This window comes from uncultured Paraglaciecola sp., from assembly GCF_937123705.1.
Taxonomy (GTDB): Bacteria; Pseudomonadota; Gammaproteobacteria; order Enterobacterales; family Alteromonadaceae; genus Paraglaciecola.
Window position 1 is genome coordinate 76428 of sequence record NZ_CAKZKO010000010.1, and the last position, 21911, is coordinate 98338.

The 21911-nt window shown below is 41.2% G+C and carries 19 protein-coding genes; 17 read left to right on the forward strand and 2 right to left on the reverse strand.

Going from position 1 to position 21911, the window contains the following annotated elements; translation table 11 throughout:
• Positions 1–3: 3 nt before the first annotated feature.
• Positions 4–1149, reverse strand: coding sequence for a helix-turn-helix domain-containing protein (locus tag Q0688_RS01610; protein WP_299072258.1), 1146 nt, complete (start codon positions 1147–1149; stop codon positions 4–6).
• A gap of 366 nt (positions 1150–1515) precedes the next feature.
• Positions 1516–3543: a TonB-dependent receptor gene (locus Q0688_RS01615; protein ID WP_299072261.1), complete on the reverse strand. Its 2028-nt coding sequence runs from the start codon at positions 3541–3543 to the stop codon at positions 1516–1518.
• Positions 3544–4243: 700 nt separating this feature from the next.
• Here Q0688_RS01615 and Q0688_RS01620 point away from each other — a divergent pair.
• The 17 genes from Q0688_RS01620 (at position 4244) to Q0688_RS01700 (ending at position 21826) form a co-directional block, all read left to right on the forward strand.
• The gene (locus Q0688_RS01620; protein ID WP_299072264.1) at positions 4244–4981 is read left to right on the forward strand and encodes an MSHA biogenesis protein MshI; all 738 of its coding nucleotides are present in this window, start codon (positions 4244–4246) and stop codon (positions 4979–4981) included.
• Positions 4981–5595, forward strand: coding sequence for a hypothetical protein (locus tag Q0688_RS01625; protein ID WP_299072266.1), 615 nt, complete (start codon positions 4981–4983; stop codon positions 5593–5595). The genes Q0688_RS01620 and Q0688_RS01625 overlap by 1 nt, the downstream gene beginning before the upstream one ends.
• Positions 5588–6259: a type II secretion system protein GspM gene (gene gspM / locus Q0688_RS01630; protein WP_299072269.1), complete on the forward strand. Its 672-nt coding sequence runs from the start codon at positions 5588–5590 to the stop codon at positions 6257–6259. The genes Q0688_RS01625 and gspM overlap by 8 nt, the downstream gene beginning before the upstream one ends.
• Entirely contained in the window at positions 6260–6619 is a 360-nt protein-coding gene (locus tag Q0688_RS01635) for a hypothetical protein (RefSeq protein ID WP_299072272.1), read from the forward strand. It begins immediately after the preceding gene.
• Positions 6609–8264 (forward strand): pilus (MSHA type) biogenesis protein MshL, encoded by a 1656-nt coding sequence (gene mshL, locus Q0688_RS01640; protein ID WP_299072274.1) that lies wholly within the window; start codon positions 6609–6611, stop codon positions 8262–8264. The genes Q0688_RS01635 and mshL overlap by 11 nt, the downstream gene beginning before the upstream one ends.
• A gap of 3 nt (positions 8265–8267) precedes the next feature.
• Positions 8268–9176 (forward strand): AAA family ATPase, encoded by a 909-nt coding sequence (locus tag Q0688_RS01645; protein ID WP_299072275.1) that lies wholly within the window; start codon positions 8268–8270, stop codon positions 9174–9176.
• Complete coding sequence (locus tag Q0688_RS01650; protein ID WP_299072277.1) at positions 9173–10288, forward strand: tetratricopeptide repeat protein; 1116 nt, start codon at positions 9173–9175, stop codon at positions 10286–10288. The genes Q0688_RS01645 and Q0688_RS01650 overlap by 4 nt, the downstream gene beginning before the upstream one ends.
• The gene (locus Q0688_RS01655; protein WP_299072280.1) at positions 10285–12141 is read left to right on the forward strand and encodes an ATPase, T2SS/T4P/T4SS family; all 1857 of its coding nucleotides are present in this window, start codon (positions 10285–10287) and stop codon (positions 12139–12141) included. The genes Q0688_RS01650 and Q0688_RS01655 overlap by 4 nt, the downstream gene beginning before the upstream one ends.
• Entirely contained in the window at positions 12128–13348 is a 1221-nt protein-coding gene (locus tag Q0688_RS01660; RefSeq protein WP_299072282.1) for a type II secretion system F family protein, read from the forward strand. Before Q0688_RS01655 ends, Q0688_RS01660 begins: the two co-directional genes overlap by 14 nt.
• 4 nt (positions 13349–13352) lie before the next feature.
• Positions 13353–13883, forward strand: a complete 531-nt coding sequence (locus tag Q0688_RS01665) for a hypothetical protein (protein WP_299072285.1) — start codon at positions 13353–13355, stop codon at positions 13881–13883.
• Between the two features lie 80 nt (positions 13884–13963).
• Positions 13964–14590 carry a type II secretion system protein gene (locus tag Q0688_RS01670; RefSeq protein ID WP_299072454.1) on the forward strand — a complete coding sequence of 209 codons (627 nt, stop codon included), beginning with the start codon at positions 13964–13966 and terminating at the stop codon, positions 14588–14590.
• Between the two features lie 306 nt (positions 14591–14896).
• Complete coding sequence (locus tag Q0688_RS01675; protein ID WP_299072288.1) at positions 14897–15421, forward strand: prepilin-type N-terminal cleavage/methylation domain-containing protein; 525 nt, start codon at positions 14897–14899, stop codon at positions 15419–15421.
• A 97-nt stretch (positions 15422–15518) separates the two neighbouring features.
• Positions 15519–16049 (forward strand): prepilin-type N-terminal cleavage/methylation domain-containing protein, encoded by a 531-nt coding sequence (locus Q0688_RS01680; protein ID WP_299072291.1) that lies wholly within the window; start codon positions 15519–15521, stop codon positions 16047–16049.
• Entirely contained in the window at positions 16039–16614 is a 576-nt protein-coding gene (locus Q0688_RS01685) for a prepilin-type N-terminal cleavage/methylation domain-containing protein (protein WP_299072294.1), read from the forward strand. The genes Q0688_RS01680 and Q0688_RS01685 overlap by 11 nt, the downstream gene beginning before the upstream one ends.
• Entirely contained in the window at positions 16614–17465 is an 852-nt protein-coding gene (locus tag Q0688_RS01690; protein ID WP_299072295.1) for a PilW family protein, read from the forward strand. The genes Q0688_RS01685 and Q0688_RS01690 overlap by 1 nt, the downstream gene beginning before the upstream one ends.
• Complete coding sequence (locus Q0688_RS01695) at positions 17455–17892, forward strand: MSHA biogenesis protein MshP (RefSeq protein ID WP_299072296.1); 438 nt, start codon at positions 17455–17457, stop codon at positions 17890–17892. Before Q0688_RS01690 ends, Q0688_RS01695 begins: the two co-directional genes overlap by 11 nt.
• Positions 17885–21826, forward strand: coding sequence for a DUF6701 domain-containing protein (locus Q0688_RS01700; RefSeq protein WP_299072298.1), 3942 nt, complete (start codon positions 17885–17887; stop codon positions 21824–21826). The genes Q0688_RS01695 and Q0688_RS01700 overlap by 8 nt, the downstream gene beginning before the upstream one ends.
• Positions 21827–21911: the final 85 nt, after the last annotated feature.

Here is a 21911-nt window from a genome sequence, read left to right on the forward strand (position 1 = left end):
TCACTAATTTATAGATCCCAATAACTGTTTTATCTCCTCAAAATTTTGAATGTTTAATCGCTCAGCTTGTTGTTCTAACGGGGTAAAATCAGTATGCCGTGCCGCTGCAGCATATAAACAAGACAGCATAAACAATACTAACTTTTCTTGTTCATTACCTTTGGTGACTAGTTGGCTCACTTTGTCGATATGATTTAATTGTTTCACCACACTCGCATCAATATGCCACATCGACAATATCAATGACGATGCAGAGTAAACACTTATTTCCATTGCTGGTCGAACATGTTGATTAAGGGAGTGTAAATCATCAATACCATGCAATGCATAGCGCATCATTTCGTGTTTAGGGGTATTTTGGTGGGTTAGTAAGAATATGCCCAATAGCGAAAACAGCAGCACTTGTTCTGTTATCTCTATGTCGAATTCGCAGTCTATTACCAGTAACTTTCGAACGCACTGAAATAGGCGGGGAGCCAATAGTATTGCTGGTGTGTATCGGTTGAGAATGACCTGTTCTACATGATCGTTTAGCGCATCTTTTACAGCAAAAATAACCGCAAAGTTAATAACTGTACTTATGCCCAAATTTCGACCTATCGCATCTCTTAGGTTTTTGGGTGTTCTACCGTATATGGCTTTGCTTGCTTGCCCCATGATGCGCCCAGAAAACACAAGATCTTGGCTCACAATTTCAGCAACTCTTTCTAAATTCAGATCACCTAGCTTTTTTTCACTTAGCAATTGTTGGCAACTGGTAGGCATAGGAGGCATATTTTTAGCTATTTCCGTCAGTTTTTGATTGTTGGCCTCAGGAGAACCAACCAAAGATAACTCGCGAAATTTTGATGCAGTGGTGCCAAATCTATTGCGAAACGCACGTTCAAAGGTTGCTCGCTCTGAATATCCTAGCTTAATTGCCAGCTCCTCTACGTTCATTTGCATTGTTAGTAATGCTCTAACGCAGAGTTCATTTAAAAACTTACTTTGAATGAGTTTGTAACTGGTTTGTTCTTGGGCGAGTTTACGTCTAAATGACGTCATACTCATCGACAAAGCAAACGCACTTTGCTCAATGGTTAATGAAGCAGGTAGGTCCGCATCATGCAGTAAGCGATTGACTGCTTCGGTAATTAACAGGTTGTCCATTTCCCCATCCTATATTGGCTGCAAAATCATTCAGCAAAGATCAACTGTTCCAAATAGAGTGTGACAGGCTATTAGTCCGCCACAAACCTTTAACAGACCTAACCTCTGTTGAAAATCTAATTTTTGAGAATCTTTACTTTACATTATTTTAATGATTTAACGATAAAAACCTGACGAACTGCGTGAAAAATAGCCTGCAAATTGACGCTGCCAAAACTCGACGCCTAATTTTGTTGAATTTAGATATCGAGGCTTTAGATGTGCTGGTCACAAATCGCAAGATAGTTAAAGGCAATATTGATTCAATAAGAAGCCAGTTAATAGCTTTCTATGTATTCACATCAGGTTATTTACGTATTCGTCTGCTCAAAAATCATATTGGATTGTGGCATAAATCGCCCTAGCCTCTCCCACAAAGTAACGGTAACTGCCGAATCCAAAATCGGCCCGCTCGGCATAATCTTCATTGCTAAGGTTGGTTATCCTAGCACTGATATTTAGCTGATTGTTTATTTGCCATCCTGCTCGCAGGTTGAGTAGATTATGGCCGCTATATTCGGCAGTGTTTTCTGGGTTAAGAAAGTAGTTACCTTGATGCACCCATTCAAGCTCAATAAATTCGCCTGAGTCGACACGCCAACCTAGTTGCACGCTGCCCATATGTTTTGGTGCGGTATCAATTTCATTGCCTTTGATATTAGTTCGACTTAGGGTCAAATTGGAGTCGTATTTATGTTTTGCTATGGTGCCATTGCCCGATAGGTAAAATTGTTGCCACTGATATCTTAATGCTAGCTCTATACCTCTATGAGACGTTTCGCCGTTACTGACATTTTGTTTATTGGTATCTTGAAAGATGAAATTATCTTTTTCCATAGCGAATAAGGTTAGGTCATAGAAAAAAGCCTGATCCTGACCTCTTACCCCTAGTTCAAAGGCGTCTAGATTTTCCGCCTCTAAATCAGCCACGGTTTGCCCGGCTTGTAGCCTAAATAACTCAGTGGCTTGAGGAGCTCTGTAGCCTATTGAGTATTGTGCATAGAGTCGATTGTCTTTGTTTAAAGCGTAATTGGCGTTAAGTTGATAAGACCATTCATCATACTCAATCACTTGATCTTCAGGACGAGTAAATCGGCAGTTGTCGACATCTTGGGCGCAAGCGCTGCCAGTACTTAAGCGATTATCGTAATCATATTGAGTATGTTCATAACGCAGCCCAGCGCTTAACAGTAAGTGTTGGGTGGCACGCCATTGTAACTGCGCAAAAGGCGAGTACACACTGGCGTTTACCTGGTAATCATAGTGAAATCCTGCAGGTAAGCTAGGTGAAAAATCTTGCTCCTGGGTTTCAGTTAATTGTCCTTGGGTATAATCAATATCCACCCCACTCAACCATCTTAAATCACCGGAATCTTTTTGAAATTGAACTTGCACACCGGCGCTCGACTGGCTGTTTTCTTCAAGAGGTTGCCAAGGCAGGTAATGCTGTAAAAACTGCATATCTGTCCACCTGATATAAGGCGTAACGGTAAAACGAGAAGTGTGGTTAGCCACATAACTAACTTGACTATAAGCCCGCATGGACTGGCTATCACGAAAAGCTTCTGGGTTAGGATTTTGCTTTTTTAGGATGGCATCTTTATACATTTCAAAGCCACTAATAAAGCCTGCGGTTTCTTGATTTAAGTTAGTCACAGCGATGACATTTTTAACCTGCCAGTTAGCATCTTGATATTGATGAATAAGGTTAACTTTTTGCTGGTCGAAGCCACTATTATCTAAGTAGCCAGCATCTGTAGTGAGGTTGCCGTAAAGTAAAAATCCATGTTGCTCACCGGCCTTTGACACACTAAAGGTGCCACGGGTGTAGTCATGAGGGCCAATAGCCAATGATAGACTTGAACGATCAGTTTCAAAAGGGTTGGGGGTGAGTACATTGATCACCCCATGTACCGCGTTAGAGCCGTAAATTGTGCTGGCAGGTCCTCGTAATACTTCGAGTGACGCGGCTTGTTCAGTATTGGCATCAAATAATTGATTGATATTGCAAAACCCTGGGGCACGAAGCGAAATTCCATCTTGAGCAAGAAAAAACGCCCCGCAGCCGCCAGCTCCTGTCAGCACGGGTGAGCGGATAGCCGTTAGGTGCTCTTGGCCATTGCCACGGCTAACCCAAGCGCCAGGAATACGCACTAAGGTTTGATTAATATGCTGTTGCTCGATTTGCCTTAAGCTCTTGTCGTCTAAGCTACTAATGTTTCCAGCCACATCTAAAATACTCTGGCTAGTGCGCGTAGCCGTGACTGTAATTTGCTCAATTGGTTGGGGGCTAGTTTGGCCTAATACTGCGGTACTAACTAACATTAATGTTAAAAAACAAACGTTTGGGTTCAAAACAACTCCGAAAATAATCGTTCAATGTAAATTTGTGGCGGGATAGTAAAGTATTGTATCTGCTAAGCCTACGATCAAAATGTAATATTAAATTTACCTTTGCACTTTTACCGCTGTACTTAAGCCAACTAGAACTATGATTTGAATGTCGTACTTATCTAGTGATTTTATAAGGGTAACTTTAATGCCTCAAGTCTGAACAAGCAACGCCTGTAAGTCGCGCGATTCTTGCCCTTATCTTAGTTATCCATCATGGATGTAGAGTGACGACACACCCTTATGAACGCTTCGATATGAACAAAACTCGTCCTACTTACCCATAATTGCATGATTGCTTTAAATGAGATTAAAGTAACCATTTGAAATATAGGTATAAATTTTTATTTCTCGACATTTCTTACCCAGAGTTTAGGTTAAATCAACCATATAGTTAATTAGTATTATAAGACTAGCGTTAGGCGGGTTTTTTTGCTGTAATTAGGGACAAATTTCAAGCATTTAAGCCTATGATATGCAAATTGGTTGGCGCGAGTTTATTAACGATAGATTTAAAAAAGCCTCAAAATTTCATTCTGTAGGGATTGAATTTGGCGTCAGTCAATTTCAAATAGCCACACTAGCCAAAACTAAAGGCCAGCTTAGTTGGGTAAAACAACACTCTACAACAATAGATAATTGGCAAAGTAAACTCAAAAGTTACGTGATAGAAAATCAGCTCGGCAATACACAGTGTAATATCGCACTCTCAATTTCAAAATATCAATTATTTCAGCTTGATAGGCCCGAAGTAAAAGATGAAGAGCTGAATCAAGCGTTACAATGGGCTGCAAAAGAGCATCTATCTACAGATGAGCAACATGTTATTGACTATTTTGATCTTCCTGTTGTCACATCTAATGTTAAAAAGTTAAATGTAGTCGCAATTAAAACACAAGATATACTCGATATTCGTGATGGTATTTTGGGGGCTGGCTTAATGCTTAATATGATAGGTATTGAAGAGCTGGCAAACTGTAATTTATTGCCAGAAAATGATGAAGCCGTCATTACCTTAAAGCAAGATGAGAGTGGGCAACTTAGTCTAAATATTGTGAAGCAAAATAAATTATTTTTTTCTAGACGTTTGCGGGGGTATGAAAACCTCGCTAATTTATCGCCAGAAGAATTAAAAATGGGAGTAGTGGATAACTTAAGTTTGGAAATTCAGCGCTCTATGGATTATTTTGAGAGTCAGCTAAGGCAAGCTCCCGTCAAAAAAGTTTATCTTTCAATCGATACACCTCACCAGGTGCCACTCGCAGAATTTATAAAGGACGTGCTTTTTGTAACGGTAGAATCATTTGTCCCCAATATCGCAAAAGATTCTAGTATGCCTATTAAACCATCAAGTATCGCAAGTTTAGGTGCCGCAATTGATAGCACAAGTTTGATTGCCTAATGAAAAATAGAGTCAATCTTTATCACCCAGAGTTTCATCCAAAGTTGCAACTGCTCACTTTGCCAGTCGTAATAGGTTGTTGGGTATTGAGCCTTTGTGTATGTGGCTTAATTTATGTTTTTTTGGCAAATCAACAGCAAGCTCTTAAAGCCGATCTGACCAAGGTACAACACAATAAGCAACAGCAGGAATTATTGGTGAATGAACTGCAAAACGCCCTAGACAACCGAAAGGTTGATCCTAAACTGCTTAAACAAGTACAAGAAAGTCAGCAGCTTATTGATCTGAAGAAAAGAGTGTTAAATGAACTAACAGCACAAGAGCAATTAAAATCGAAGGGCTATTCAAATCTAATGTTAGATCTCGCCAGTTATAATCAAAATGGATTGTGGCTACAGCGTATCACATTAGATGGCGCCAGAGTGGTAATAGAAGGTGCTGCTACAGATTCTACTCTTGTCCCCAAATGGTTGAGTTTTATAGGAAAAACTGACTATTTTAACGGGCAGAAATTTGCCGACACTAGGCTGTACCGAGACGCAGAACAACAACTCAATTTCGCCATATCAACGGGAAACCCAGAGCTGCAAGAAAAAGAGGGTAGTAATGAGTAATTCTTTTGAAAACGAATATAACAAACTGGCAACTAAGTTCCTTGAGGTGAGCTTACGAGAACAGGTTTTAATCTTACTTTGCGGATTAGTGGTGTTGGTATTGCTGGTGTACACCTTTTTATTTGAGCCTATGCTAAACACTACCACTAGGCTTCAAGAAAATAGCCTCAGTGCTAAAAATGACATATCTACTTTGGATGAGCGAACGGCTAAATTAACTGAAAAACTAAATGACGATCCCAATCAATCCGTAAATAAAAAAATCGCATTATTAACGCGGCAAATTCAAGACATTACCCAGCAACTAGAAACCCAAACAAACACTTTAGTACCAGCAAATAAAATGGCTGGGATGTTAGAAAGCGTATTGGAAGAAAGCCAAGGACTGAAACTGATCGAGTTGCAATCTATTGCACCTGAACCCGTATTAGCAGGGAAAACAGCTAAAGAGGACGACCCAAAAGCAGGTTTATATCAACACGGAGTAACCTTAGTGTTTGAAGGCAGTTACTTCGATATTCAACAATATCTCGAAAAGTTAGAGTTATTGCCTTGGCAGTTTTATTGGGAAAAATTTGACTACCTAGTGGGCGATTATCCAACTGCCAGCGTTGAGTTAGAAATATATACGCTCAGCACCAACAAAGAATTTATAGGGAGTTAGATGAAACCGCTACTCATTCTATTTTGTTTTTGCTTTTGCTTTTGCTTTTGCTTATCTCATGTGCAAGCTAGAACACTGCAAGACCCTACTAAACCTCATCCTAGCAAACCAAGTTTGCATAGCAACCAAAACGCCGCAGCGATGACTCCTATGGCGTTAAGATTAACTGCTATCATCAATAATAATCAAAGTATGCAAGCTATAATTAATGGAACAAGCTTAATACAAGGACAACAAATACAAGGCTACAAAGTGATCCTGATCGGCAAAAATCACGTGATATTAGATGGGTTAGAAGGAAGGAAGACACTTTTTGTCAATAACAACAACATTAAAAAAGACACACATAATGGTTTTTAAAAAAATACTATTTCTGAGCATAACTTTAGTTATCTGCTCTTGCCAAAGTCCACAAAAAAATACAGCAGTGGCTCATTCACTAGAGTCAGCCATTGCCGAATATGAAAACGACAGCCAGCCAACCTCAGACAATCTTCCGGTAACTATACCAGACGAAGTGAGTCAGGCATTGTTGCCTGAACAAGCTGATACTTCAAACCAGCTTTTTGGTGAATCTAAATATGATATTAATGCCCAAAAAGTAGCAGCTACCGCTTTTTTCAGCAGCATAGTTAATGGTACGCCATACAGTGTTGCGATCCATCCAGACGTTAAAGGAGAGATTTCACTCGATTTAAAACAGGTGGCGCTTGCAGATGTTTTTGATTTGGTGGCTGAGTTATATGGCTATGAAATCGAACGTAAACAAAATATCTACCGTATTTACCCTGCGGGTATGCGTACTGAAACCTTCCCTATTAACTACTTACTGATGATCCGCAATGGAGCCACGCAAACCAGTATTACTTCGGGCGGTGTCTCTCAAGAGTCTGGTAACAATAGGGGGGGCAATAATTCCCAAAATGCATTTAGTGGTAATTCAAGCAACTCTGGAAATAACAGTACGTTTGGCTCTAACAATAATAGTAATGGCACCAATATTTCTACCCGTACCGAAACAGATTTTTGGGCCGAACTATTGGCAACCCTTGAATCTATGATTGGTGACGGAGAAGGTAAAAGTGTGATGGTGACGCCTCAAGCAGGTTTAGTGACAGTGCGCGCCATGCCAAAAGAGATTAGAGCGGTTAAAGCCTTTTTAGATGTTTCTCAGGAGATTGTTCAGCGGCAAGTTATTCTTGAGGCCAGAATTATTGAAGTGTCATTAAATGATGGTTATCAACAAGGTATTAATTGGGGGCAAATATTAGCTAATAGTGGCTCCACTGATTTTCAGTTTTCCAATAGCTCGGGCACAATAGGCGATAGCATCAGTGCTGCTTTAGGTAATGTAACTAGTCTGTCTTTTATTAATAAAGACTTTTCCGGGGTGTTGTCTTTGCTGTCTACTCAAGGGAATGTGCAAGTGTTATCTAGTCCCCGTGTCACTGCCATCAATAATCAAAAAGCGGTGATTAAGGTCGGCGATGATGAGTATTTTGTTACTGATGTTTCTAGTCAAAGCACCATATCCAGTAGTACTACATCTGTGGTACCCAATATTGAACTCACGCCTTTCTTTTCAGGTATAGCTTTAGATGTGACGCCGCAAATTGATGAAGCTGGCATGGTGTTATTGCATGTACATCCATCGGTTATTGAAACTCAAGAACAAGAAAAAGTTGTCACCTTAAATCAAGAGCAATTTGTTTTACCTCTTGCTCAAAGTAATATTCGCGAATCCGACACCGTCATTCGCGCCAAGTCGGGAGAAATAGTGGTAATTGGCGGGCTTATGCAGTCCATTGTTTCTGATACCGAATCCAAAACACCTTTGCTTGGTGATATCCCAATTTTGGGTAATTTGTTCAAGAATAAGCGGGATAGTGAAATTAAAAAGGAATTGGTGATTTTGATTAAACCAACGGTAGTAGACAAAGATACCTGGAAACAGCAGTTACGACGTAGCAGGGATCAAATGGCCGATTGGTTGCACGTGGACTAAATCATGTATCTATACCACTACGGTATTAAAGAACTGCCTTTTACCTTAACACCTAACACCAGTTATTTTTTTGGGTTGCCTAGTCATAAAGAGGCGATTCAAGTGTTACTGACTGCACTAAAAACCGGTGAAGGTTTTATAAAAGTTACGGGTGAAGTGGGTACAGGTAAAACCTTGATTTGCCGTAAGTTATTAAACGAATTGCCGCAACAATTTGTAGCGGCTTATATTCCTAATCCTTACCTTACACCAACCGAATTAAGGCGCGCGGTGGCCAGTGAACTCAATGTGGCGCTCACCGACCACGCCGACCAGCAAGAATTCACTCAACGTATTCAACAACGTCTTATTCATATTCACCAAGAAAACAAAGGCGTGGTACTTATTATTGATGAAGCCCAAGCTTTACCCGTTGAGAGCATTGAAGCCCTTAGACTCATAACTAATTTAGAAACTGAATCCCGAAAATTATTGCAAGTAGTATTGTTTGGACAACCAGAGTTGAATGAAAAGTTGTCTTTGCCAGAATTAAGGCAATTAAAACAAAGGGTCACTTTTTCTTATAACTTGCAGCTTATGGATGCCGATCAGGTTTATCAATATGTGAAACATCGTATGAATGTTGCTGGGTATTGTGGTGGTGAATTGTTCGACCGGAAATGTTGTTCGTTGCTCTTTAAAGCGAGCAAAGGCACGCCAAGGATAGTTAATGTACTGTGTCACAAAGCGCTGATGTTAGCTTATGGTGAGGGCAAACAAAAAGTCACCTCAGAACATGTGAGACTTGCAGTGCAAGATACCGAAGCAGCATTGCAACCTAGAAGTATGACGCAAATGAGTTCTGTCGGTTTGTTAGTGGTGCTGGTCGCTTTAAGCTTGGCTTATGTTGCTTGGTTGGGGCTGGCAAAATGAGTGTCGTCAACAAAATGCTACAGGACTTAGAAAACCGGCAGTCTCAATCTGATGAGATAAGTGCCGACTACCAAGCCCCGCCAAAAAAGCAATCGAAGTTGTTGCTTGTGGTGCTGTTAGTATTAGCAACTTTAGCCATTGCTTTCGCATTGATGGATACTGATAAGATGTTTAGCATCACTGAAAGCAAAAAGCATGTTGTTGAGCCTAAATTAACGGCACGTTCTAAACCGACTATAAAAATGGCTAAGGTACCCGATGATTTGGCGCTGGGGCAAAAAAAATTACAACCTGCCTCTGAAAAAACAAACAAAGCTGTGAGTGAACTAGTGGCAAGTACCGCCAAAATAACGCCCGCTCCTATCGATAATCTAAGCACCCAACCAATAACGTCAAACAAACTTTTAGATGATGTGGGCGTGAAACCCGTCACCGACACTCAAGATCAGCAACAACTAACCCAAAACAATTCAGAGTCAGTTAAAGCTGTAGTACCAGAACAAACTTCTAGTTTTAGCATGACAGGTAGCAGTCAAGAGAGTAAACGCAGTAGTTTAAAACAACGTATTGCAGAGAGTCTTAATAACGGCTCTGTTGAAGTCGCTCGCTCGCTTTTACAACAATTATTGGACGCAGAACCAGATAATATCAAAGCAAGAAAAAAGCTCGCTTCGCTGCTTTTTGCCCAAGGAAATGATGCACAGTCTAAACAGTTACTTCTTAGCGGTATTGATTTACACCCAACAAGTAGCGACTTAAGATTGATGTTGGCTAGGCTGTACATGACACAAAACGCACCTACTCAAGCCATGAGCCTATTGACAGAAATTCAACCTGACTCAAACCAACAAATTGAATATTTGGCCTATCGTGCAGCGTTGGCGCAGCAACTTAAACAATCACAGTTGGCAAAATCAGACTATAAAAAACTTACTAAGATTGAATCCACTAACGCAAAATGGTGGTTAGGTCTAGCCATAGCAGAAGATCAATTGGGTGAAAAGGATATAGCGCGGCAAGCTTACAAGAACGCAAATTCACTTGGGCCATTGGATGCGCCAGTGAGTGATTTTATTCAACAACGCATTTTAGTATTAGCAGGCGAACAATGAAACCCAAAGCCAAGATACGCCTAGGCGATTTACTCGTTCAAGAAAACATTATCAGCGAAGAACAGCTGATGCAGGCTCTTTCTGCGCAGAAAGAGTCGGGGCGCAAGTTAGGTTTTATGCTAATAGAGCTGGGCTTTGTAACAGAAAACCAGCTGTTAACATTCTTGTCGCAACACCTCAATGTGCCTTTAGTGGATATCAATCAGCATAATGTTTCAGTAGCGGCTGTTAACTTGTTGCCAGAGGTACAAGCTCGTCGGCATCGTGCAATAGTGCTTGAAGACAAAGGAGATAGCTTACTGGTAGCCATGAGCGATCCAGCTGATTTAGCCGCCCTTGATATATTATCTAGAATGTTACCTAAGCCTATCGATGTGGTGGTGGTAAGTGATTCACAGTTGATTCAGGCCTATGATAATTTTTACCGCCGCACCGAAGAGATTGCGTCATTTGCTCAAGAACTTGCTGAAGAATATCAGGACGAAACCGAATTTGATTTTGACTCAGGTGTAGGTGATGAACAAGACACAGCCGTAGCTAGACTGTTGCAATCAATTTTTGAAGACGCAGTGCAAGCCAAAGCGTCTGATATTCATATAGAGCCTGAAGAAACATCGCTGCGGATCCGGATGCGGGTTGACGGTATTTTGCAAGAGAACGTTATCCAAGAAAAAAACATCGCCTCTGCATTGGTACTTAGGTTGAAGCTAATGTCAGGGTTAGATATTTCTGAAAAACGCCTACCTCAAGACGGCAGAACCAGCGTTCGCATAAAAGGTCATGTCATTGATGTAAGGGTATCAACTATGCCCATTCAAGCAGGTGAATCGGTGGTGATGCGTTTGCTCGACCAATCTGCCGGGCTTATTTCTCTTGATCAAACCGGTATGCCCAATAATTTGTTGGCGCGCTTTAGAAGTTTGCTACATCGTCCTCACGGTATGATATTGGTAACCGGCCCTACGGGATCGGGTAAAACTACCACTTTGTACGGTGCATTAAGTGAATTAAATAAAGCCGCCTCAAAAATCATTACGGTTGAAGACCCCGTGGAATACCGAATTCCTAGAATCAATCAGGTACAAATTAACAACAAAATCGGACTGTCTTTTTCCAATGTGTTGCGTACCACCTTGCGGCAAGATCCAGATATCATCATGGTAGGCGAGATGCGTGACAGGGAAACCTCAGAAATTGGTTTAAGAGGTGCATTAACGGGGCATTTAGTGCTGTCTACTTTGCATACCAATGATGCGATCAGCAGCGCCATTCGATTATTAGATATGGGTGCGCCAGGTTATTTAGTGGCGAGTTCGTTGCGAGCCGTTGTAGCCCAAAGACTGGTACGTAAAATTTGTAGCAGTTGTAGTGAAGATTATCGACTTAATACCGAAGAACTGCTTTGGTTAAACAGCTTAGATAGCAACTTAAAAGATATTAATTTTAAGCGCGGCAAGGGTTGTCAAAGCTGTAATTCTACCGGTTATAAAGGTCGAATTGGAGTATTTGAATTACTCGAAATGACCGAGAGCATGATGAATGCACTAAAAGTGAACGATACTGTGACTTTTTCAGAGGCGGCACAACAAAGTCAAGGGTTTGTACCCTTAGCAAAAGTGGCACTCATGTATGCAAAAATGGGCGTAACTACAGTCGATGAGGTACTAAAACTAATTGAAATGGTCGCTGATGAACAAGTTGCCATCGAAGAAATCGAACCAGAGTCGCCATTACAACAAGATACACAGCAAACCCCGCCTACGGCTCAGGACGCAACAACACCCGTTGCTGAATTTTCACTGGAATTAGAGCCAGAATACAAACCACCAGGGGGCGATGGTGGCGCAATTTAATTATACCGCAAGAAAGTCTAGCGGCGAGTTGGCTAGGGGCGTATTAGAAGCGGCCGATGCGGCATCTGTGGCGCAAATTTTGGTTGGGCGAAGCTTTACTCCTTTAGAGATTGTAGAAACCGATATAGAGCACACTTCTGAGTCATCACAATTGTCGTTTTTTACTCCTAAAATCTCACTTGAAGACTTAGTGATGTTTTCACGGCAAATGTATTCTTTAGTTAAGTCGGGTATTCCTATTTTGCGGGCCGTTAAAGGCTTGGCAGAAACCACGGCTTCTAAACGTATGGCTCTAGCGTTGGCTGATGTTGCCGATCAACTTGAGCGAGGGCGCACGCTTTCATCAGCGCTTAACAAGCACAATCAAGTATTTGGTCGTTTGTTTGTTAGTATCGTGCACGTGGGTGAAAATACCGGCAAATTAGATGAAGCATTTATGCAACTTTCATTTTATTTGGAACGAGAACAGGAAACCCGCAAGCAAATTAAAGCGGCCACTCGTTACCCAACATTTGTGATGATCGCCATTGTTATTGCTATGGTAATCATGAACTTAGTTGTTATCCCTATATTTGCGGATATGTTTAAATCTTTTGGTGCAGAACTACCATTGATGACGCGGATCTTACTCGCCACCTCTGAATTTTTTATTACCAAATGGCCATTTTTGGTGATAGGTATTGGCCTAGTGATTGTGTTAACTATTCGGTACCTTCGTACTGAAAGTGGGCGTTATAAATGGGATCGAACTAAACTACGATTACCTGTTGTGGGCAGCATTTTTGAACGCACCTTGTTGGGCAGATTTGCGAGAAGTTTTTCGATAATGTTGGTGTCAGGCGTACCTTTGACTTCGGCACTTAATTTAGTGGCAGAAGCGGTCAATAATGCCTACATGGCAGATCGAATTTTGGGTATGCGAAAAAATATCGAAAAAGGTGAAAGTCTATCGCGCGTAGCGAGTAGCAGCCAATTGTTTACGCCCTTAGTATTACAAATGATTAATGTAGGAGAAGAAACAGGACGTGTCGACGAGTTATTGGCTGAAGTTGCTGAGTTCTACGAACGAGAAGTCGACTATGATTTAAAAAGTCTAACATCAAAAATTGAACCGATTTTAATATGCATAGTGGCCGGTATGGTACTGATCCTAGCATTAGGCATTTTCACCCCAATGTGGGATATGATGGGAGCAATTAAAGGCTAACATTATGAACAAGTTAGAGTCAGCAAATGAGAAAAACCGCAGCCTATTTGTGAACATCGCCGTCATAGTAGTGTTTGTTAGCTTGATGTTGGGTTTTATCCTGTATTTGAATGAAGGATCTACCAATATTAAGCGTGTTGCTTTAGAAAATTTAGCAGAACAATTTTCAACAAGCGTCAGCAATGCTCACTGGCAATGGCAAGGTGAAGGTCGTCCTCCAATCGTTATGCTAGTCACTTATGGAAGTAAGCTGGGCGAAAATAACACCCTAGTCGAAAAAGACCGTAAGCCCATTTTTATGAGTCGATTAGGTTGGCCAAAGGCTGAACCTAGCTCAAATGGCTGTGCCAAAATTTGGGATATGGTGTTGAATATCCCTATGGATATTGAAGGCTTTAAAGTTTTTGCAGAATATTATGACGGTTTAAAAACCAACAACAACGCCCTAGAGTCTGTATGCCGATATCGATTATCAACAGGCCCTTACTTTGAATATAAAGTATTTTTGGGGCAGGTTTTAAAGGTCAAACAATGAATCAACTAAATGAGATCACAAGTAACAAACCTTGTAGGAGTACACCCATGAACCAAGCCAATATAAATATGGTGCCAAACATGCAAAGTAAAACCACAGCCACAACTCCATTTAGCTACCGCATGTCTTCGGGGTTTACCCTAATTGAACTGGTTATTGTCGTGGTTATTTTGGGCTTATTGGCGGCGACGGCCCTACCAAGATTGCTCGACGTCACCGCAGATGCTGAAGATGCTACTGTGGATGGTGTAGCCGGAGGTTATGCAACTGGAGTTGGCTTAGTGCGAGCACAATGGGAGTTAGAAGGACGACCTACTGAAAATAATGGGACCAACTCCAGCTTTGTGACCATTGAAAGCATTCAGGTGGGGATCGATCAAGATACAGGTTACCCAACAGGGCAGCTTGATACCGATAACAGCAGTGAAGACGATCAAATTAGTATTTTGGACTGCGAGAGCATTTTTAATCTGATTATGCAAAGTGCGCCCACTATTTCTTCTGATTGGAACCAGCGCCCTTTTGAGGATTTTCGCTATTTCACAAATGTAAGAAAAAACGTAGGTTCAGGTGGCAATGATGTCTGTTATTACTACCTCACTCAAACAATTAAAAATCGCACAAATGAACCACTAGACAACCTAGCTGGCAACGGTTTTGTTTATGATCCCAGAATTGGCCAAGTTATAGTGTTTAGTAATAACTAAAAACAGCTGTGAGTTTCGAGCTACGAGCAACAGTCAAGATATTGAAAGTACAAAGAGCACACAGAGAAACAAGACGTAAAACGAATAAAAACTACTTTTCTCTGTGAAGCGAAGCGCTCCGTGTTCTTAGTGCGAATAAGTTTTTATCTTTTAGCTCAATGCGCAAGAATTATTCCCATATTTTAAGCAATACAACTAAAGCAGTATTGAATAGTAGAAGATTTTAACGTTAACTGGTGTTTTAATGGTATATAACACCTAATATTTCATGGACTTAGTTTAAAATAATCCTTTGAGGACGAACAAATGCAACAACAACGTGGTTTTACATTAATTGAATTAATTATAGTAATAGTGATTTTAGGTATTTTAGCTGTTACTGCGGCACCTAAATTTATAGATCTTCAGGGGGACGCAACGGCTTCAACAATGCAAGGCGTTAAAGCTGCTTTGCAAGGGGGGTCGCAACTAGTATTTGCAAAATCTGCTATAGCTGGGGAACAAAAAAATGCGGCCGCTGACGATGATGCATCTAGAGTGGTTATTGGCGGCAATACGGTAAACACCGATTTTGGTTACCCCGATGCTGACACTATGACAGAGCTCATGATTAATAGTTGGGTTGACTTAAACTTTACCGCTAATACCGGTGATTGGGCCTTAACCGATGATTTTCCTGCTGCGGGCTCTTTTACCATTACCCCTTTAGGTGTTGCCGCTGCTGCCGCACCAGCAGGTAATGACCCTGATACGCGCTGCCAAGTATCATATACCGATGCTGCTGACGCTAATGATTCTCCCGAAATCGTTGCCAATGTTGCGGGCTGCTAAGAAAATAACCAACCAAATATGGGAGAAATAGCGCCCATATTTGGTTTGATTAGGTGTATGGTCATTTTATGCCTACGCAAAAATGATAGTGAATACAGTGACATCCTATAAAAAATCAATTGGCTTTACGCTTATTGAGCTGATTATTGTTATTATTTTGATTAGTGTGTTGTCGGTATCCGTATTTAGCCGATTTTCAGGTACGGCTGGCTTTTCAGAACACACCTATCAAGCAAGGTTAATTTCATCACTTCGCAATATGCAAACTCGCGCCATGCACGACAACCGGCTTGGCTATTGCTTCCAATTAAACTTCGATAAAACCCAAGCTGCTTTTGGTCCTCCTATCTTGGATTATATCAGTGACGCGCCTAATGCTGCAGTCGCCACATGTTCGAGCGAAATTGACTTTAGTAATCCAGAGTATCTGGCTACTAGTGCCACCGAAATGGGTGATGAAGGTGTTAGTTTAACATCCGATCGAGATTTTATTAATTTTGACGGCTTAGGTCGCCCCATTGATGGAGATGGCCAGATTGCTTGTGCAAGCCAGTGTAAAATAACCCTAACAGGTGAGTCTGCGGTGTCTGTGTGTATTGAATCTCAAGGATATATCCATGGGTGTTAAACATACACAGGGCTTTACTTTGATGGAACTGGTGATTGGCATCATAGTGTTTGCCGTTGCTTTAGTGTTGTTTATGTCGCTAATTGTTCCTCAGGCTATTCGAAGTATCGAACCTATTTACCAAGTGCGTGCCACTGAGTTAGGTCAGTCCCTCATGAGTGAAATTTTCAGCAAATCTTTCGATGAAGCATCAAACCGTGTCGGAGAGTCTGAACTGTGCTCAAGCAATATCGTTCCCTTATGTACAACCAGTGGAAATTTGGGCCCTGAAGAAGGCGGTAACAACCGTGAAAGTTTCGATGATGTTGATGATTATCATGGATTATCAGAATCAGGGGGGGATATAAAAAACACCTTAAACCAAAGTGTCTCGCTAGGTGGTGCCAACTTATATGAAGGATTTTCAGCAACAGTGACAGTGGTGTACGACGACAACATGGATGGAATCGATGATGCCATAGTTGGCGGCAGTGGCTATATAGGCAACACTAAATTGATTACCTTAACCATCACTACTCCCAGTGAAGAAGCTATCGTATTTTCAAGCTTTCGGAGCAATTACTGATGCTGCGCTCTGACACTAAAAATAATAAAGGTTTTACCTTAATTGAACTGATTACTGTCATTATAGTATTAGGTGTGGTGTCGGTTGGCATATCTGGATTTATTCGTACTGGCATCGAAATATACACAGATACCACAGAGCGCAATCAATTATTAGGTGATAGTCGCTTTTTGATGGAGCGACTCACACGTGAATTACGTATGGCTGTTCCTAACAGTGTGCGGGTAAAGTCAAACGACAGTAACAGTATCCAGTGTATTGAGTTTGTGCCTGCAGAGTGGGTGAGTTTTTACAGCCATTTATCTGTTTTCCCGGATACCTCAACCTCGGCCAACATAGTTGAGTTTGCAAATAATCCTATTGGATTTAGGTTAACTGCTGGTGATTTTGCCATTGTGTATCCTACTGATAAACATGACGTATATGACTTAACCAAGGGTAAGCGCAAACAAATAAACAGCTGCGAAGATAACGGTGCCGATACTGATTGTGAAACAGCAGATGACCCTGGGGGCATCGCCAGATTAACCGTTAGCGGTGCATTTACCGACCATTCACCCGCTTCGCGTTTATTTATTGCCCGTAAAACAGTGAGCTACTGCGCCCGCCAAAGTAATCGTAGTATCTATCGCAATGAAGGTAACCTTACTCAAGAGCAAACTGTTTATTTGACGGGGACTTTAATGGCCGAACATATCAACAATGACTTTGATAATGTAAATGAAGCCTTGTTTACTGTATATCAGGCAACCTTGACCCAAAATAGTTTGGTGCACATTCTTTTGGCCTTTGAGCGCAATGAAGAAATCATCAATTACAGCAGTGAGGTGCATATTCCCAATGTCCCTTGAACTCAATTCAACTCATTTATTAGTGCGTCATTCTTGTCAAAAAGGCAGTATGCTGGTGATTGCTTTGTTTGTGATCATCGTGTTTGCGTTGTTAGGCTTAACCATGACGCGATTATTGTCCGCATCATCAAACACTATTATTCATGAAGTGTTAGGCCAAAGGGCACTAAATGCAGCAAGGGCTGGCGTTGAATGTGCTGTAGCCAATGAGTTTGGTGCAGGCTGTAGTCATCCCAATTTAAGAGTATTTGACGGGGTGGCAGGGCTTGAAGGTTGTGAATACAGTGCAGCGATGAATGGGCCAAAAACAATTGTTGACGGGGCAAAAAACCTTACTTATTGGACATTTTCAAGTACCGGAAAATGTAAAGCTGGCAGTACTGTTGTAAACAGAACAGTGTATGTGGATGGCATTCAAGATGATTAAAATTTTATTTTTAGTAATGTTACTTTTCGCTGTTCCTACTTTTGCTGCAAAACCACCAAAAGGGTTGACTTGCCCAGCACCAGTTGCAGCCACTGCCGGTAAGGTGATAGTAAACGAATTTAGTTATCATGGTGAAAGCGCTAACCACGACTGGATAGAAATTTTTGTAAATGATGGACCACAAAATTTAAACGGTTGGCAATTTATTTTAAGAGGTCCAGGTAATAATGACTCTACTGTTACTATAGGTGATGTGACGATCCCTTGGAATAACAATACAGCAGAGGGACGATTTATAATTTTTGCATCTTCTACGCAAGATGCCAGTATTCAAGCTGCAATTGATAACGAAATACTGATGGAGAATACTAATTTATTCATCATTCCCGAGATCTCACTTCACAACACTAGGCAGGAAATTTTACTATTAGATGCCGACGGGAATTTAGTTTACTACATAGGTAACGGCAATGAGAATAACCCTAAATTTGAGTACGATTGTGTTGAAAAGTATCCAGATTATGCAGATGAAATCCGTCAAAATGGCAATGAAGATCAAGCCTGCACAGTGGCTGATGGAGTTAGTAATGGAGGGGTAAGTGATGACTGGCAAGCTGGTTGCAACGGTCAAACTACTCCTGGCTATTCAAACAATGAAGCCGCTACTTTAAGCCATTTTCAAATTGAACATAGTGCTAGTGGAGATATTAGTAAAGCTCAAGCAATCGTTATCAAAGCTTGTGCAAATTCAAATTGTTCTATATTGCTATCTGAACAAGCAGGTGCAGATATTGTGCTCTCCTTGGGTGAGGGCAATTTTAGCAACACTGCGTTAAATTTTATCAATGGACAAGCGACAACTAATCTAAATGTTCTTACTCCACAAACCATAGTACTCGCAATCCAAAATCCTGTACCAGAAGGGCCATTTAAGTGCGTAGATGACTTAAATGGTACTAGCTGTGAAATCACTTTTACCAAAAATACAGCAGAACCTTCTCAGTGTCTGGGGGTCTTTCCCAATGGGGCATCCACACACAGTAACAGTGGTAATATATTTTTTGGGTATAATTCACAGCTCCTTGGTAGCGATGACAAATTGCTGGCTACTGGCACTGTCGGTAAAAATGGTGGATCAAATAAAAACACCTGTGATTCAGCAGGTGACTGTGAAGCTGGAGGTACGCCATCAGACACTTCGGAAGTGGTGTTTCAGAACAGCTCTAGTGACAAAAATATTCCATTAGGGTTTAAACAATCAGTAGAAATAGGCAGCGGCAGTTTTGCCAGTAACGAATTCAAGGATATCAACGCTGGTGGCGCTTCACAGGCAAGTATTACGTTCTCAAATTCTCACAGTGAATACTTTGTTGATAGACTGGTATTAGGCTTCAAAAATACTTTGTACCTTCAAGCTGGGGCCACTTATTGGTTCAATCAATTGTCTTTAAATAGTCAATCTGAGATCATTATTCAAGGTACTGGAACGGCACTAATTTATGTTAATCAAAGTGTTAATTTTCCATCCCCCGGCCTTATAAATTCTCCTTCAATCAACTCTAGTGGTGACGCCAGCAAATTAGCAATGCATGTTTCCTCTGACGTAAATTTTAATAACAATAGTACTTTTAGCGGCAGCTTATACGTGGCCGGCGATTTATCAATGGGTTCATCAAGTTACGCTTTTGGTGCGGTTAGCGCTGCTAATATTGACCTAGGAAGCCAGTCAACTATCACCTATAAAGATGAGGAAATGGCAGCGACTGAATATGGGGATTTTTGTGGTGGTCAAGAAGCGGGTGTGCACCATTATCGAATAGAGCATGACGCCCAAGGGTTTACCTGCGAAGCAGAAACAATGATCATAAAAGCCTGTGCCGATGAAAACTGTGACATTCTGTATGATCAAGAAACCGCGATTCAGTTGTCGCCATTAGGGTGGGAAGGTGAAAATCCTTTTGTTTTTGTTGGTGAGCATACCATTAGCTTAAAAATAACGGATGAAGGCACTTTCACTCTATCTAAAGTCAGTGCAATTCCAGAGGCCGATTTACACTGTTTCAATGGTGACAATGAAACTTGCGACATCAGCTTTTCAAATGATGGTTTTGAGATATACGGAGCAAATTTTTCTGAGCCATTGCCTGATCAACTAGCCGCTGCTGATTTTGTGCATGTGAACGTACGTGCGGTTCGAAATGTTGAAAATGTCTGCCAAGCTTTATTGCAAGGCCCGCAGGAAATTGAGCTGTCTTATGATTGTGTTTCGCCTAACCAATGTGTTACGCCCCTTAATGGCATCGCTGTTGTGGGTGATGGCACAGGCGTGAACTCAGGTTTGATAACAGTAGAGTTTGATGGCGCTGGCGTGGCAAGTTTAGATGTACTGAATTACCCGGATGCCGGCCGCATAACGATCAGTGTTGCAGCAACAGTCGATGGCGTGACATTTAATCACTCAGATCAAGAGCCTGTTGACGTTTATCCTAGCTATTTGGCCTTAGGCGTAACCCAAAGCGAATTGCTCTTCAGTGGCGTAGGTAATCAAAATAACTATGTGGCAGGTGAAGACTTTACTTTTGTGGTTGGGGCTTATGGTGTAAATGATCAATTGCTACCTAACTATCATGCCGAAACGCCGCAACTACAAGTTACTAGGGTCATACCAAACAATGTAGGTGACAATGGGCGGTTTAGATATTCCGTCACAGGGCAAAAAGCAAGTAATGGCGCTTTTTCAAATATCGCTGATATAAGTGGTGATGGGCATTTTGAAGCCGGTGAATACCGTTTTACCCAAGCTTATTATACTGAAGTAGGACGCATCGAAATCGACCTAAGAGATGCCGATTATCTAGGGAATCTTATCTCATCAAAAGATAAGTTACTGCTAGGCGATTTTTATCCAGCCTATTTTAAGGTTGAGTTGTCTGAGCAACCAGTATTGGCCCATACCTGCAATAACACCTTTAGTTATATAGGGCAAAATATTGGCTTTGTAAGTGCTCCAGAATTTACTTTAAGTGCCTACAATGCACTGGATGCAAAGACCAATAATTATAGTGGTGCTCATTGGAATTATTTTCCTGATGAACTGATTTTAGAGGGCAATGTAAGTTACCTCGACAGCTCAGTCTATGCAGCAGACAACTCGGCCAGTGTGATTGATTTAGGCGATGCGCCAATAGTGAGCAATAATGATAATTATGATGGCACTGGAACCGTCTCTATTATCAATGGGCGCTTTCGGTACAACAAAGTTAGCCCCAATGACAACAGCGCTTTTGTCCCTGTAAGTCCGTTTGAAGCCAATATTACAGTTGCATTCACTCAGCAATTTTTTACTAGTACTTTTACCGATCAAAACGGTGACCAAGACGCTATTTGTTATCAACTGAGTTATAACGACAACACTTGTTTAGGCTGGGATATTGTGGATGTCACCGGTACCCAAATGCGCTATGGAAGATTAAAGTTAGAAAGTACCTATGGACCGGAAAATGAGCAACTCAATGTCCCCATAAAAGCAGAATACTATGATAATGGGCAATGGCTCACCAACACCGAAGATAATTGTACTAGTATTGCTTTTACTGAAGCTGCAGGGGAAATTATTGTTACGCCTATTGATGGCTATGATACTAATTTATTGGGTGAGATTGAAAGTACAGGTGAATTACTTTCAGGAAAATCGGTAGATGATCAATTTGCCCTAAGTGCACCTGGTGAAAGTCTGTTGGGACCCGGTATTCAAGGCCAAGTAAAGGTATCCTTAGACCCTGAAGCATTAAATGTCGATTGGACGCAGTATCTAAATTATGACTGGAATGGCGATGGATTTATTGACTCTGAAGATTCGCCTGAGGCTACTGTTACCTTTGGCTTGTTCAGAGGGAATGACAGTATCATCCAATGGCGAGAAGTTTACAATTAACTCAAATTATCAGAGGTAAATGTGAACAAAATCACGTTTGCCTATTCAACATGCTTGCGCTTTTTGTTGTAACTCAATAGCATAG